Origin of the sequence: Arenibaculum sp., assembly GCF_035998295.1 — a bacterium.
Taxonomy (GTDB): Bacteria; Pseudomonadota; Alphaproteobacteria; order Azospirillales; family Azospirillaceae; genus DASYHS01.
Genome location: NZ_DASYHS010000182.1, coordinates 1 through 13,103, shown reverse-complemented (window position 1 = coordinate 13,103; position 13,103 = coordinate 1). Strand labels below are relative to the sequence as shown.

Sequence of the window (13,103 nt, the reverse complement as noted above, 5' to 3'; positions counted from 1 at the left end):
CGGCGGGCGGCATGGAGGGATCACCAGCCGCCGCGGGCCAGCCATTCGTCGATCATGGGCAGGCGGTCGGAACCCCAGAACGGTTCGCCGTCGACGAAGAAGAAGGGCGAGCCGAACACGCCGCGCGCAACGGCCTCGCCGGTCCGGCTGCGGAAAAGGTCCTTCAACTCCTGTGAGCGCAGGGCCGCCTCCAGGGCCATGCGCTCGACCCCGCAGGATTCCGCCACGTCGAGCGTCACGGCGATGCTGCCGATGTCCAGCCCGGTCGCGAAATAGGCATCGAAGACCGCCCTGGCGAACGCGACGGCCACGTCCGGGCGTTCGCGTTCCAGCCAGAGGAAGGCCCGGCCCGGTGCAACGGTCAGGGCCGGGCGGTCGGGGGGCAGGACGAAAGGCATGTCGAGGCGCCGGGCGAGCCGCGCCCAGTCGTGCCGGGCGTACTCGCCGCGCAGCGGGCTGCGGTCGAAGGTCTGCATGCCCGTCACTTCGAAAACCGCCCCCAGCAGGAAAGGGCGCCAGGCGACGCCGCGGCCGTGCCTGGCCGCTAGATCCTCGATCCCGGGGGCCGCGAAATACGCGTACGGAGAAGCGAAATCGAACCAGAACTCGATCTGCTTCATTCTGCCGTCTCCCTCGCCGCGCACGGCGTGAGGCAATCACGTCCGCGCGTTTCCTGCACGAGAAAACTCACGCCCCTGCAGGTTTCGGAAGCGGGGTCTTTCGCCGGCAACGGAGGCAAGACGTTTCAAGGACCCGTCAAAGCGCCGGCATCAATATATTAGAAAATATATTCACTCCGTGCAGTCAAATGTTGTAATATTCCTTTAACCTTAAAAACAGATTGCGTCCGGATGTGAGCAAATTTCGCTAACTGAATCGCTGTTTTGTTTTTGAAATCTTACGACACGGAAGGTGACGGTGGTGCATCAGGCCGGTTGCCGCCATGCGCGGGCTCCAGGAGCGAACGGAATCTTCACGACGGTTCCATGGCGATCTCTTTGACCTTGATCGGGCTTCGTGCCTTCGTGGAGGTTGGCCGCCGCGGAAGCGTCAAGAAGGCCGCCGAAGTCCTCTACGTCACTCCGGGCGCGGTGAGCCAGCAGCTCAAGCACCTGGAGCAGCAGCTAGGCGCGGCGCTGTTCGAGCGGTGCCATCGGCAGGTCCGCCTGACGCCGGCGGGAACGCGCCTCTATGAGCCACTGGCCGAGGCGTTCCAGGTGATAGAGGACACCCTCGCGGCGTTCGAGCCCCAGCACGTCTCCCGGGGGCAGGGAACGCTGACGATCACGACAGACGCGTCGTTCGCGGCGACCTGGCTCGTTCCGCGCCTGGGGCGCTTCGCGGAACGTCATCCCAGGATCGAGGTGCGCGTCGAGACGGCGTCCGGGATGATCGATCTCCGGCGCGAAACCCAGGTGGACGTGGCGCTCCGGCAGGGGCCGGGGGACTATTCGGGACTGGAGACGGTGCAGTTCCTGGCGCCGCGCCTCGTCCCGGTATGCGCCCCCGCATTGCTGGCGCAGGGGCCGCCGCTCCACGAACCGGCGGACTGCCTGGCCTATCCGCTGCTCCAGGACTGCGACCGTACGGACTGGACGCTGTGGCTGGGCGCGCACGGGCTGAAGGACGAGCGTGCGCAGCGGGGGCCGAGCTTCGCGGACGATTTCCTGCTGATCCGCGCGTCCGTGGCCGGCCAGGGGATCGCGCTGGTGCACGACGCCTATGCCGAGGAGGAGATCGCGGCGGGTCGGCTCGTCGTCGCCCTCGACCAGCCTTGCCCGGCGCCCTTCGCCTATCATTTCATCGCGCGGCGGGAGGCGATGCAGCGCGCGAAGGTCGCCGCGTTTCGCGACTGGATCCTGGACGAGGCGTCCAGGACGCCGTGAGCGCGCGACGGACGCCGACCGATGGCCGCCCGCCGGTGGGCATCCACCGGCGGGCGGCCCGGCCCCCGTTAGCGGGACGCCTCCAGGAGCCTTTCGCCGGTCGCCGGCGCGTCGGCCGCCCGTGCATCGGCCGTCAGCGCGTCGGCCGACCGGCCTTCGAGCAGCGACGCCAGTATCCGCTCGGCACGCACGGCGACGAGCGAGAAGGACTGCGCGTCGCTGATGCCATGTGCCCGCTCGGACTGCCCGTTCGCGAAGATCGCCACGCGCGGGGAGCCTTTCAGGACGATCCGGTAGTCGCGGTCGACGGTCACGCTGCCGTCCTCGTCCAGTTCCAGCCACGGCAGGAAGTCCGCCAGCAACGGCGGCACCCGGGGCTGTTCGTAGCCGGTGCCGAGCACGATGGCGTCGACGACGACGGCCTTGCGCCGGCCCGTGAACAGGTCGCGCAGGACGACGTCGTACGCCTCGCCGGCGGCCGACACGGACTCCACGACCGAGAAGGGCGACATGCGAAGGCGCTCCTTGCCCTCGATGCTGTCCTCGTAGATCTGCGAGTACAGCGCCCGGCTGTCGTCGATGTCGACCCCCGAGTAGTTCGTGGCCCGGATCTCGGCGAACAGCCGGGTGCGGCCGTCATGGTCGAGGCCGTGGAAGTAGTCGACCTGTTCGGGCAGGAAGGCCAGGTTGGGGAATTGGCCGAGCTGTCCGATCCTGAAGCCGGCGGAGCGGTGCACCGATTCCACGACGACGTCCCCGCCGCGCCCGAGGAGGTCCAGCGCGGATTCTCCGGCGCTCTGCCCCGATCCGAGGACCAGCCAGCGCTTCGGCAACTCGTTCCCGAACGCCTGGACATGCGACAGGTACACGGAGGTGTGGAAGACCTTCCGGCCCAGGTGCGGCGTGAAGAGGTCGGGTATCTTGGGCCAGCTGCCCGAGGACAGGACGACGCTCTTCGCGACGTAGCCGCCCTTCTCGGTCGTGACGTCGATGCCGACGACCTCGCCCTTCTCGACCACCGGCGCCAGCGACAGGACCGGTTCCGCATAGGACACGTATTCGGAAAGCTGGGATGCGACCCAGGCCATGTAGTCGGACCATTCGTGCCGGCTCGGCGGCCTTCCGAGCAGGCCGAACTTGTACAGCCTCTGCCGCGATTTCAGGTACATCGCGAAGGAGAACCGGCTCCGCGGGTTCCGCGGGGTGACCAGGTCCCGAAAGACGTGGTGATTGATGTCGGTGTTGCGGAGGAGGAACTCGCCGTGCCAGGAGCAGGCCTCCGCCTTTTCCAGGCACAGGACTTTCCCGAACGGGTTTTGGCCGGTTTCCTCGATCCAGTCGGAAACGGCACAGGTGAACGCTATCCCGGCCGGGCCGAATCCAACGATGACGGTATCGACCTCCGCAGAATTTCTTTCAGGCATGGATGACCTCCTGGTAAAACGGGACAAGAATGTGTTTTTTGGAAATGGAGAGCCGATGACTTTCGGGAGATTTCCCCGAGGTATTTTGGAAGTTTTAGCATCGTAAGACGTGGAGATCGGCGCTCAAATCGATTTTCTCTGTAGAATAGTTTAGTTTTTTGGAGGTTTTATTGAGTGGTCTTTGCGGATCTGCCGTTGCGCCACGCGCAGGGGGGGCGGCACCGGCCCCGGGCGATGGGGACGGCCGGGCCGCATGGGGATGGATGGCGAAGCGGAGGGCGGTGGGCGATGACCCGGCCGCCCTCGGGGCCGGGTCGGCCGCCGCCGGCGATATCCTGCGTCGCCGGCGGCGGGCGTCTTCAGGGCTTCAGGGCGTCACGTCGACGGCCGGCGCGCGGCGCACGCCCGTCGGCTTCCTTTCTTCGTTGCGGCGCTCGATGGCGCGCATCGGCGGGGCGAAGCACGGCCTGTCGACGTAGCGCCCGGCGCCCTTGACCGTGCGCAGGTCGCCGTCCTTCCACACCAGATTGCCGCGGCTGACGGTATGGCTGGCCTTGCCCTTGACCTCCATGCCCTCGTAGATGTTGAAGTCCACGTTCTGGTGGTGGGTCCTGGCCGAGATCGTCCGCGTGCCCTCCGGGTCCCAGACCACCAGGTCGGCGTCCGACCCGACCGCGACGGCGCCCTTGCGCGGGTAGATGTTGAAGATCTGCGCGCAGTTCGTCGAGGTGATGCGCACGAACTCGTTCGGCGTCAGCCTTCCGCTGTTCACGCCGTGATGCCACAGCACGGACATGCGGTCCTCGATCCCGGCCGTGCCGTTGGGGATCTTGGTGAAGTTGTCGCGCCCCGCCGCCTTCTGCGGCGCGCAGAAGCAGCAGTGATCGGTCGCGGTCGTCTGGAGCTGCCCCGAGACGAGGCCGGCCCACAGCGCATCCTGGTGATGCTTGGGACGGAAGGGCGGGCTCATGACATAGGCGGCCGCGGTCGCCCAGTCCTCGTTGCGGTAGACGCTCTCGTCGATCACGAGGTGCTGGGCCAGGACCTCCCCGTAGACGCGGTGGCCGGCCGCCCGTGCCCGCGCGATCGCCCGCGTCGCCTGCTCGGTCGAGACGTGGACGACGTAGACCGGCGCGCCCAGCACGGAGGCGATGCTGATCGCCCGCTGGGCCGCCTCGCCCTCGACCTCCGGCGGCCGGGACAGCGCGTGTCCCTCGGGGCCGGTGATGCCGAGGTCCAGCATCTTCTGCTGGAGGTGGAAGACCGCCTCGCCGTTCTCCGCATGCACGGTGCACAGCGCGCCGAGCTCGAGCGCGCGGGTGAAGCTGTTCAGCAGCACCCCGTCGTCGACCATGATCGCGCCCTTGTAGGCCATGAAGTGCTTGAACGAGTTGACGCCGTGCTCGCGCGCCAGAACGCCCATCTCGTCGCTGACCTGGTCGGACCACCAGGTGACGGCGACGTGGAAGCTGTAGTCGGCGGCGGCCTTCTCCGCCCAGCCGCGCCACGTGCGGTAGGCATCGAGCAGCGATTGCTGCGGCCCCGGGATCACGAAGTCGATGATCGTCGTCGTGCCGCCCGCGATGCCGGCGGAGGTGCCGGTGAAGAAGTCCTCGCTCGCGATCGTGCCCATGAAGGGCAGTTCCATATGCGTATGCGGATCGATGCCGCCGGGCATCACGTACTGGCCGCCGGCGTCCACCACCTCGGTTCCGGCCGGCGCTTCCAGGTTCTCGCCGACGGCGACGATGAGTCCGTCCCGGCACAGGACGTCGGCCCGCATGCTGTGCTCCGCGGTCACGACCGTGCCGCCCTTGATCAAGACAGGCATGAAGCACCACTCCCCTTCGTTCTTGCGCTGGGAAAAGCCTATCGCAGCTTCGCCGGGGCGGCCAGCACCCCGGAGCGGGACCCCGGGGCGGCCCCGGGTCCGGTCCCGAGCGTGATTGCCGGGGGCCGGCCGCTCCGGCACAATCGCGCGATGCACGAGCCGATGCAGCTGCCGGTCATCCCCTTCGTCGATCTCGGCCCCTTCGGGCTCGACGGTCTGCTGCCGGCGCATGCCCAGCGCTACGAGCGGCTGCGCGCCGAGGCGTGCCGCGACCTGACGCCGGCGGTGGTGGCGTTCGGCGACCGCGTGGCGCGCCTGTGGGCCGCGGGACGGGACCTTCCCTACCGCGACGAGATCACGGCGGTGGCGCGCGGCGCCGGGCGGCCCGGCGCCTGGCTGATGAACCTCAACTACGAGTTCGGCTGCACCTGCGGCATCGCCACGGCGCCGGACGGGGCGCCGGTGCTGCTGCGCGCGCTCGACTGGGGCCGGCGAGGCGTCGGCGCCACCATCGTCGCGGCCAGGCGCGAGGGCAGGGCGGGGCCATGGACGGCCCTGACCTGGCCGGGCTTCGTCGGCATCGTCCAGGGCCTGGCGCCGGGGCGCTTCGCCGCGGCGATCAATCAGGCACCCCGCGGGTCCGGCCCGGGCGCCGCCGGCGCCTGGGCCGGCGCGCAATGGCGGCTCTGGCGCGCGCGCGGCCTGCCGCCGGCGCTGCTGCTGCGCAGGGTGTTCGATCTCTGCCCGGATTTCACGGCGGCGCGCCGCATGCTCGCCGAGACGCCGCTCGCGGCGCCGGCGATATTCACGCTGGTCGGCACGCGGCCGGGCGAGACGGCGGTCGTCGAGCGGACCGAGCGGCGGGCCGTCGTCCAGGAGGACGCGGTCGCGGTCAGCAACCATTGGCTGACCGCCGGCTTTCCGGGCGCGCCGCGCGCCGCCGCGCGCCGCCGCGAGCCGGGAGCGGCTGGCCGAGATGCGGGCCAGGCTCGGCGCCGGCACCAGCGGCTTCGACTGGCTCGTCCCGCCGATCCTCAACGCGACGACGCGCCTGTCGGCCCGGCTGGAGCCGGCGACCGGGCGCCTCTCGGCGCGCGGCTGGGAAGAGGACGGCCCCGCGACCGCCCGGCTCGACCTGATCGCGACCTGAAGACCATCCGACGGGAAACCAGATGACCGCCACCGACGACCTCGACCTGCGCAGGGAGATCATCGCGACCTGCCTGCGGATGAACGGCCTGGGCATCAACCAGGGAAGCTCGGGCAACGTGTCCGTGCGTGCGGGCGACGGGCTGCTGATCACGCCGTCGAGCCTGCCCTACGACGAGACCGAACCGGAGGACATCGTCCGGCTGCGCTTCGACGGCACCTGGGACGGGCGCCGGCGCCCGTCCTCGGAGTGGCGCTTCCACCGCGACATCCTGGCCGCGCGGCCGGACGTCGGCGTCGTGCTCCACACGCATTCGACCCACGCCACCGTGCTGGCCTGCCATGGGCGCGGCATACCGGCCTTCCATTACATGGTCGCGGTGGCGGGGGGCAGTTCGATCCGCTGCGCGCCCTATGCGACCTTCGGCACGCAGGACCTGTCGGACAACGCGATCCGGGCGCTGGAGGGGCGCCGGGCCTGCCTGCTGTCGAACCATGGCCTGATCGTGCTCGGCGACGGCCTGAAGCAGGCGCTGGCGCTCGCGGTCGAGGTCGAGACCCTGGCGCGGCAATACGTGCTGGCGCTCACCCTCGGCCAGCCGGCCATCCTGTCCGAACCGGAGATGGAACGGGTGCTGGACCAGTTCCGGCGGATGAAGTACGGACAGTCGCCGAACTGAACATATCATCGTAGTCGAAATACCCATCCAGATTTCAACTATTATGTATTGAGTAATCCGTTCGGCCATACGATGCGGCGACGCTGCGGAACCTCTTGCAGCGCGAACGGAGGTGGATTCATGACGAATGCGTGGTTGCACCGGGTAAGCCCGGTGGCGGCGGTAGCGGGGGCATTGTGCTCGGCCGCCGGCTTCGCCTCGCCTGCCGCGGCCCAGCAGTGCCCGGCCCAGATCTCGGTGTCGTCGTCGGTGCCGGCCGGGCCCTGCGTCGACGGGGCGACCGGGTTCATCAAGGCGCAGCAGGCGGCGGTCTTCGCCTGGAACAGCTTCATCGCCTACAACTGGCCCGCGCTGACGGCGACGCGCGAACAGCCCGACCCGGCCGCGAAGTTCGGCGCGGGCGGCACCACCGTCTGGCAGACGACCCGCGCCAAGGTCGAGGTGTATCCCGGCACCGGCAGCGCGATGGTCGGGCCGCACGGGTGGCAGAAGGGCCCGCCGGACTACGGGTACGCCGACCCGCCGGCCTATTTCTATTCGCCCGAAAAGGTGGGGACCCCCACCGGGCAGATCGAGGCCTGCTCCGGCCAGACGCCGGTCGCGACGCCCGCCTGGGTCCCCCTGGACGAGACGACCCAGATCGGCAACAACCAGACCTATGCCGGCGTCCTGCCCGCCGTCGACCCGACCGGCCGCAACAGCCAGCCCCAGCTGATCCGCTACGCGGTGAAGATGAACGAAGCGTTCTACTCGTACATCGCGCAGAGCAAGTTCTGGTACGGCCTGGGGACGGCCGGCGCGCCGCTCGACACCGCCGTGACCAACTACGTCAACCAGCTTGCGCAGGGCCAGTCCCAGGACCCGCCGTCGCCCTTCGTCGAGTTCCCGACGAACCCCGCGCCGTCCTTCGAGTTCAAGTCGTCCTGGCGGCCGCTGACGGCGCAGGAGGCCTCGTCCGGGCGGTTCCACACCGACACCGTCCGCTATTACGAGGAGGACGCCCAGGGCAAGCCCTGCTACCGCGAGGACGTCTGGGGGCTGGTCGGCCTCCACGTGATCAGCTTCACGCAGGCGGCGCCCTGGGTGGTCTGGTCGACCTTCGAGCAGGCCGACAACATCCTCACCGCCGACGGACAGCCGACGGAGGACCCCACGGGCAAGCTCCTGGGCCCGGCGCCCGCCAGCCCGACCTCGCCGGCCCTGACTTCCGACCCCTCGCAGGTCGATCCCAAGGTGGTGATCGCGGGCGACCAGGGCTACTGCACGCAGCCGGGATCGCGGCTGTTTTTCCGCGAGAACCCGTTCTACGGCACCATGCCCTCGGATGGGAACATCTGCGTCGACGGGCGCTGGCACGCGATCTCGGACGACATCGTCGCGATCAATGCGACCGCGCACGCCGCGATCTCGTCCTATCTCGCCAGCAACGGGATGACGTCGTCGCCCTGGCTCTACTACAAGCTGGTGAACGTCCAGCCCGCCCCGATCGACAAGTCGTCGGTCACGGACGCGAACAGGGCGTCCTACTACACCGCCAACTCGACCATCGAGACCGACTATTCCCTGGGCATGTTCTCGGGCAACCTCGTGAACGGCGCGCCCTCGGACGTGGTGGCCGGCCCCAACGGGACGACGGTGCCCTACTATAACAACCAGCTGCTGCCCTTCCAGAACCGCAGGCTCGGATCGCTGGCCGAGCCGCTCAACATGGGCGGCTGCGCCGGCTGTCACGGCTTCGCCGCGACCATCGGCCAGAACTTCAGCTTCGCGCTCGGCAACAACGTCGAGAAGCCGGAGGCGCCCGACGCCTTCGTCCACAAGAGCGCGTTCCGCGACTACCTGAGCACGCAGGCGCAGTAACGGAGCGGCGACGGGCCGGCGGGGCGGGCCGGCGGGGCGGGCCGGCGGGATGGGGCGGATCCCGTCCCGCCGGCTTCCCTTCAGTCCTTCGATTCGCGGGTCGGCAGCTTCTTGCGCTTGGTGCTGGCCATGTCGTGCAGCTCCTTCTCGCTCATCGACTCGACCATGTCCTTGGACGCGCCGCGCAGGCTCGACTTGGGCTTCTCTCCGCGCTTGGCCGCCAGGGCGGCGCCCGCCGCCATCTGCTGCTTCTTCGATTCAGCCTTGGGCATGTCGATCCTCCTTCCGGTTCGAAGCGATCAACAGCGCCGGGCGGATTCCGGTTCGAGGGCGCTTCTCGGGGGGCGTTTCCGGGGGCCGAAACGCCGATGGCCTCCGCACCGGGGTGCGGAGGCCATCGGTCCGTTCCGCCGTCAGGCGGAAAGGGTCAGTGCAGGTTCTTCGGCAGGTCGGCGATCGCCTGGTCGACGAGCCGGCCGGAGGCCTTGGCATCGATCTTCCGGGCGAGCAGCTGGCCGGTGGCCGCCACCGCGATGTCGACCGTGAGGTTACGGACCTCCTGGACGGCGCCCGCCTCGGCCTGGGCGATCTTGTCCAGGGCCTGGGCCTCGCGCCGCTTCAACGAGGCGTCCAGCTCCTCGACCGCGCGCGCGCGCAGCCGTTCGGCCTCGTCGCGGGCGTGGCTGATGATGTCCTCGGCCTCCTTCAGCGCGTCGCGCTGGCGGCGCTGGTAGCCGGCGAGCAGGGTCTGGGCCTCCTCGCGCAGGCGCTGGGCCTCGTCCAGCTCGGTGCGGATCCTCTCCGCCCGGTCGTCCAGCATCGCGACGATCGCCTTGCGGGCGGGCCGGAAGGCGAGGACGACGAAGATGACGAAGGCGACGGCGACCCAGAATTCCGCTGACTGGAACATCAGGCAGTCCTCCTGAGCTGGGCCGTGGCCTGCCCGTCGAGCTGGTCGCCGACGGCTGCGTCGGCTTCCGCGGCGTCGACCTTGACGCCGCCGAGCTTCTCGGCCGCCGCCTGGGCGATCTCGGCCGAGACGGAGCGGACGCCGGCCAGCGCCCTGTCCTTCGCGGCGGCGATGCGCTCCTCGGCGGCGCGGGTCTTGGCCGCGATGTCGGAGGCGAACGCGTTCTGGCGTTCCGACTGGATGCCGGCCACGGCCGCCGCGGTCTCGGCCATCAGCGCCTGCGCCTGGGCGCGGGCGTCGGCCAGGGCCTTCTCGTAGGCCGCCATGACGGTGTCGGCCTCGTCGCGCAGCGCCTGCGCCCTGTCCAGGTCCGCGGAGATGCGCTCCTGGCGTTCCTCGAGCACCTGGCCGACCTTGGGCAGGGCGACCTTCGTCATCAGGAAGTACAGGGCCGCGAAGGTGATCGCGAGCCAGACGAGCTGGGGCGCGAAGGTGGCCGGGTCGAGCTGCGGAAGGCCCGCCCCGGAATGCTCGCCGGCGGCGCCGTGGGCGTCGACCGCGGCGTGCTCCACCTGTGCCAGGACGCTCCCCGTCGAGGCGAGGATGAGCGCCCAGGCGAAGGCTGCGCGCCCGGCCAGTCTGCCCGCACGGGCGCGGGCCAGAAGGTTGGGCATTGTCGAACCCCTAAGCTTGCGGCGCCGTGTCCCGGAGGTCGTGGACCCGGGAGCGGCGCCGCGATGAGCGAGAGCGAATACCGGCCCCGTCAGGCTTAGGCAAACAGGATCAGGAACGCGATCAGCAGCGCGAACAGCGCGACGGCTTCGGTCAGCGCGAAGCCCAGAATGCCGATCGGGAACACCTGGGCGCGCGATGCCGGGTTGCGGGCGATCGAGGCGATCAGGGTCGAAAAGATGTTGCCGATGCCCAGGCCAACGCCGAACAGGGCGAACACCGCCAGACCGGCGCCGATGAACTTAGCGGCTTCTGCGTCCATGATGGATACCTTTCGTTTGGAATTTTGAACTGTGTGGTGGGTGAAGCGGGTCCGGCTCCGCCCGGTGCCGCACCGGGATCAGTGCAGCTCCAGGGCGTCGCGGATGTAGAGGCAGGTCAGGATGGTGAAGACGTAGGCCTGCAGGAACGCCACCAGGATCTCGAAGCCCACCAGGGCGACGTTGATGACGAGCGGCAGGATGCCGATGGCGTAGCCGGTGCCGCCCAGGCCGGCACCGAGAAGGACGGAAAAGCCGGCGAAGACCTTCAGCATGGTGTGGCCGGCCATCATGTTGGCGAAAAGCCGGATCGACAGGCTGACCGGACGCGACAGGTAGGAGAGCACTTCGATCGGGATCAGCACCGGGGCGAGCGCCAGCGGCGCGCCGTGCGGCATGAACAGGCTGAAGAAGTGCAGGCCGTGCTTGACGAGGCCCAGCAGCGTCACGAACACGAAGACCGTCAGCGCCAGCGCGAAGGTCACGATGATGTGGCTGGTGAAGGTGAACGCGCCGGGCACCATGCCCAGCAGGTTGCCGAACAGGATGAACATGAACAGCGAGAACACGAAGGGGAAGTAGCGGCGCGCGTCGGGGCCCGCGTTCTCCCGCACCATGTTCGCGACGAACTCGTAGAACATCTCGGCCATCGACTGCAGGCGGCCGGGGACGAGGTCGCGTCCGCGCATCCCGAACACCAGCAGCGCCGTGATCAGCAGCACGGCGATGACCATGAACATCGCCGAGTTGTTGAAGGAGACGTCCAGGTCGCCGATGTGGATCGGAACGAGCGGTCTGATCTCGAATTGGTGCAGGGGATCCACGGGGCGTCCTCGTTCAGCCTGTATCCTGGTTCAGCAGCGCTGGCTCAGCCGGTTCGATCCTGCGGCCCGCTCCCGGTCTCGTCCGGCTGCCGGCGGTAGCCGGGCGCCATTCCGATCCCGTTCACGGTCCGGTACACGTTCATTATCCCCGCCGCGGCGCCCAGGAAGAACATTCCCACCAGGCCCCACGGCGCGGTTCCCAACCAGCGGTCGAGCAGGAGCCCGCCGCCGAGTCCGACGATCATGGCCGCCACCAGCTCGACGCCGATGCGGAACGCGAGGCCGAGAGCACTCCGCGACATCCCGTCGCCTTTCGAACCGGAGGCCGGCGGAGCCCCGCGCTCACGTGCCTTCCGCAACCTGGCGTCGAAATCGTCCGACGGGGGAGGTCGGTCCTCGCTCATGGTCGGCCCTCTCCACTCCGTCCGGCCGGCAGCCGCGCGAAAGCGGCGGCACCATACGGTTCGGGCAATACCCTGTCAAGTCGCAAAACCTTCCCTTCAAGTGCCTGATAATCCAGGCTTTCCGACCGGCCGGAGCGGTCCGGCGGCGTGTCCGCGGTCACCTGCCCGCGCGCTCCCGGACCTTTTCGGCGATGCGCTCGGGAGCGGCGCCGCGCGGGAACACGTCCAGGAACTTGCCGTCGGGTCCCATCAGGTAGATGAAGGAGGAGTGATCCATCAGGTAGTAGTCCGGGTCGTCGCCGGCCTTGGCGTAGTAGACCTTGTAGGCCGAGGCGGCCTGGGCGACCTGCTCGGGCGTGCCGGTCAGCCCTACGAGCCGGGGATGGAACAGCCCGACATAGCCGGCCAGCGCCTCCGGCGTGTCGCGCGCGGGGTCGATGGTCACGAACAGCGGCTGCACGAGGTCGGCGTCCGGCCCCAGGTGGTCCATGGTCTGCGCCAATACCTGGAGGTCGGTCGGGCAGACGTCGGGGCAGAACGAGTAGCCGAAATAGACCAGCAGGTAGCGCCCGGCGAAGTCGCGCTCGGTGACGGTCGCCCCGGTGTGGTCCACCAGCGTGAACGGGCCGCCGACCTGCGCGCTGCCGCTGGTGGAGCCGGCGACGAGCGGAGACTGCGTCACGCGGGAGATCTGCCAGGCGGCCAGGAAGGCGACGGCCAGCCCGATCAGCGATCCCATGGCGATGCGGAGCAGGCGTCGTTTCATCATGGCCGGTGTCCGTCGGGAAATAAGGTATCGCCCCGATAGTTGGGGTTCCGCGCGCGGGAGGCCAGTCTCTTGCGAGAGACCATTCGCCGCAGGCCCGCATGGTCGGGGCTCGTCCCTCCTGCCCGTCGGGCAACGCCGGCGGCCGGTGGCGATGTCCGGGTGGTGGTGGGGCCCTCCCGCCGGAGCGGGAGGGCCGCCGTCCTCAGAGCACGGTCAGCATCTGGCCGACCAGCGGGTGGCGGACGATGTCGCTCTCGTTCAGGTGGACGACGGCGATGCCGTCGAGCGCCTGCAGCCGCCGCGCGATGTCGGCGAGGCCGGACAGCCCGTTCAGCAGGTCGCTCTGGTCCGGGTCGCCGGTCAGGACCATGGTG

Annotated in this window: 15 protein-coding genes; 4 read left to right on the top strand and 11 right to left on the bottom strand. The window is 69.1% G+C overall.

What is annotated here, in order from left to right:
* Nucleotides 1–20: 20 nt before the first annotated feature.
* A complete protein-coding gene (locus VGO20_RS18295; protein ID WP_327503811.1) occupies nt 21–620 on the bottom strand; it encodes a 2-hydroxychromene-2-carboxylate isomerase in 600 nt (199 codons plus the stop codon).
* A 366-nt stretch (nt 621–986) separates the two neighbouring features.
* On the opposite strand from VGO20_RS18295, the gene VGO20_RS18290 reads away from it, so the two are divergent.
* Nucleotides 987–1,886 (top strand): LysR substrate-binding domain-containing protein, encoded by a 900-nt coding sequence (locus VGO20_RS18290; RefSeq protein ID WP_327503810.1) that lies wholly within the window; start codon nt 987–989, stop codon nt 1,884–1,886.
* Nucleotides 1,887–1,954: 68 nt separating this feature from the next.
* Here the strand turns inward: VGO20_RS18290 and VGO20_RS18285 are convergent, their stop codons facing one another.
* Both VGO20_RS18285 and hydA read right to left on the bottom strand, forming a co-directional pair.
* Nucleotides 1,955–3,310, bottom strand: a complete 1,356-nt coding sequence (locus tag VGO20_RS18285; RefSeq protein WP_327503809.1) for a SidA/IucD/PvdA family monooxygenase — start codon at nt 3,308–3,310, stop codon at nt 1,955–1,957.
* Between the two features lie 367 nt (nt 3,311–3,677).
* A complete protein-coding gene (gene hydA / locus VGO20_RS18280; protein ID WP_327503808.1) occupies nt 3,678–5,141 on the bottom strand; it encodes a dihydropyrimidinase in 1,464 nt (487 codons plus the stop codon).
* Nucleotides 5,142–5,303: 162 nt separating this feature from the next.
* On the opposite strand from hydA, the gene VGO20_RS18275 reads away from it, so the two are divergent.
* The 3 genes from VGO20_RS18275 to VGO20_RS18265 all read left to right on the top strand — a co-directional run bounded on the left by VGO20_RS18275 (nt 5,304) and on the right by VGO20_RS18265 (nt 8,830).
* Nucleotides 5,304–6,317: a C45 family peptidase gene (locus tag VGO20_RS18275; protein ID WP_327503807.1), complete on the top strand. Its 1,014-nt coding sequence runs from the start codon at nt 5,304–5,306 to the stop codon at nt 6,315–6,317.
* A complete protein-coding gene (locus tag VGO20_RS18270; RefSeq protein WP_327503806.1) occupies nt 6,314–6,970 on the top strand; it encodes a class II aldolase/adducin family protein in 657 nt (218 codons plus the stop codon). The genes VGO20_RS18275 and VGO20_RS18270 overlap by 4 nt, the downstream gene beginning before the upstream one ends.
* Nucleotides 6,971–7,090: 120 nt before the next feature.
* Complete coding sequence (locus tag VGO20_RS18265; protein ID WP_327503805.1) at nt 7,091–8,830, top strand: hypothetical protein; 1,740 nt, start codon at nt 7,091–7,093, stop codon at nt 8,828–8,830.
* 80 nt (nt 8,831–8,910) lie between these two features.
* On the opposite strand, the gene VGO20_RS18260 is transcribed toward VGO20_RS18265, so the two are convergent.
* The 8 genes from VGO20_RS18260 to VGO20_RS18225 form a co-directional block, all read right to left on the bottom strand.
* Nucleotides 8,911–9,102, bottom strand: a complete 192-nt coding sequence (locus VGO20_RS18260) for a DUF3008 family protein (RefSeq protein WP_327503804.1) — start codon at nt 9,100–9,102, stop codon at nt 8,911–8,913.
* A gap of 155 nt (nt 9,103–9,257) precedes the next feature.
* Nucleotides 9,258–9,740 carry a F0F1 ATP synthase subunit B family protein gene (locus VGO20_RS18255; RefSeq protein WP_327503803.1) on the bottom strand — a complete coding sequence of 161 codons (483 nt, stop codon included), beginning with the start codon at nt 9,738–9,740 and terminating at the stop codon, nt 9,258–9,260.
* Nucleotides 9,740–10,414 carry a F0F1 ATP synthase subunit B family protein gene (locus tag VGO20_RS18250; protein ID WP_327503802.1) on the bottom strand — a complete coding sequence of 225 codons (675 nt, stop codon included), beginning with the start codon at nt 10,412–10,414 and terminating at the stop codon, nt 9,740–9,742. The genes VGO20_RS18255 and VGO20_RS18250 overlap by 1 nt, the downstream gene beginning before the upstream one ends.
* Nucleotides 10,415–10,509: 95 nt before the next feature.
* Nucleotides 10,510–10,734: an ATP synthase subunit C family protein gene (locus VGO20_RS18245; RefSeq protein WP_327503801.1), complete on the bottom strand. Its 225-nt coding sequence runs from the start codon at nt 10,732–10,734 to the stop codon at nt 10,510–10,512.
* Nucleotides 10,735–10,812: 78 nt separating this feature from the next.
* A complete protein-coding gene (locus VGO20_RS18240) occupies nt 10,813–11,556 on the bottom strand; it encodes a F0F1 ATP synthase subunit A (RefSeq protein ID WP_327503800.1) in 744 nt (247 codons plus the stop codon).
* A 44-nt stretch (nt 11,557–11,600) separates the two neighbouring features.
* Nucleotides 11,601–11,858: an AtpZ/AtpI family protein gene (locus VGO20_RS18235; RefSeq protein WP_327503799.1), complete on the bottom strand. Its 258-nt coding sequence runs from the start codon at nt 11,856–11,858 to the stop codon at nt 11,601–11,603.
* A 259-nt stretch (nt 11,859–12,117) separates the two neighbouring features.
* Nucleotides 12,118–12,729: an SCO family protein gene (locus tag VGO20_RS18230; protein WP_327503798.1), complete on the bottom strand. Its 612-nt coding sequence runs from the start codon at nt 12,727–12,729 to the stop codon at nt 12,118–12,120.
* 202 nt (nt 12,730–12,931) lie between these two features.
* Nucleotides 12,932–13,103 (bottom strand): PhoH family protein (locus tag VGO20_RS18225; protein ID WP_327503812.1); only part of this gene is annotated, 172 nt, incomplete at its 5' end.

Bases quoted from the DNA above. Each gene is read 5' to 3' on its own strand.
- VGO20_RS18295 (WP_327503811.1), bottom strand. From the start codon at position 620: ATGAAGCAGATCGAGTTCTGGTTCGATTTCGCTTCTCCGTACGCGTAT.
- VGO20_RS18255 (WP_327503803.1), bottom strand. From the start codon at position 9,740: ATGTTCCAGTCAGCGGAATTCTGGGTCGCCGTCGCCTTCGTCATCTTC.
- VGO20_RS18260 (WP_327503804.1), bottom strand. From the start codon at position 9,102: ATGCCCAAGGCTGAATCGAAGAAGCAGCAGATGGCGGCGGGCGCCGCC.
- VGO20_RS18250 (WP_327503802.1), bottom strand. From the start codon at position 10,414: ATGCCCAACCTTCTGGCCCGCGCCCGTGCGGGCAGACTGGCCGGGCGC.
- VGO20_RS18285 (WP_327503809.1), bottom strand. From the start codon at position 3,310: ATGCCTGAAAGAAATTCTGCGGAGGTCGATACCGTCATCGTTGGATTC.
- VGO20_RS18265 (WP_327503805.1), top strand. From the start codon at position 7,091: ATGACGAATGCGTGGTTGCACCGGGTAAGCCCGGTGGCGGCGGTAGCG.
- VGO20_RS18245 (WP_327503801.1), bottom strand. From the start codon at position 10,734: ATGGACGCAGAAGCCGCTAAGTTCATCGGCGCCGGTCTGGCGGTGTTC.
- VGO20_RS18290 (WP_327503810.1), top strand. From the start codon at position 987: ATGGCGATCTCTTTGACCTTGATCGGGCTTCGTGCCTTCGTGGAGGTT.
- VGO20_RS18230 (WP_327503798.1), bottom strand. From the start codon at position 12,729: ATGATGAAACGACGCCTGCTCCGCATCGCCATGGGATCGCTGATCGGG.
- hydA (WP_327503808.1), bottom strand. From the start codon at position 5,141: ATGCCTGTCTTGATCAAGGGCGGCACGGTCGTGACCGCGGAGCACAGC.
- VGO20_RS18270 (WP_327503806.1), top strand. From the start codon at position 6,314: ATGACCGCCACCGACGACCTCGACCTGCGCAGGGAGATCATCGCGACC.
- VGO20_RS18275 (WP_327503807.1), top strand. From the start codon at position 5,304: ATGCAGCTGCCGGTCATCCCCTTCGTCGATCTCGGCCCCTTCGGGCTC.
- VGO20_RS18235 (WP_327503799.1), bottom strand. From the start codon at position 11,858: ATGTCGCGGAGTGCTCTCGGCCTCGCGTTCCGCATCGGCGTCGAGCTG.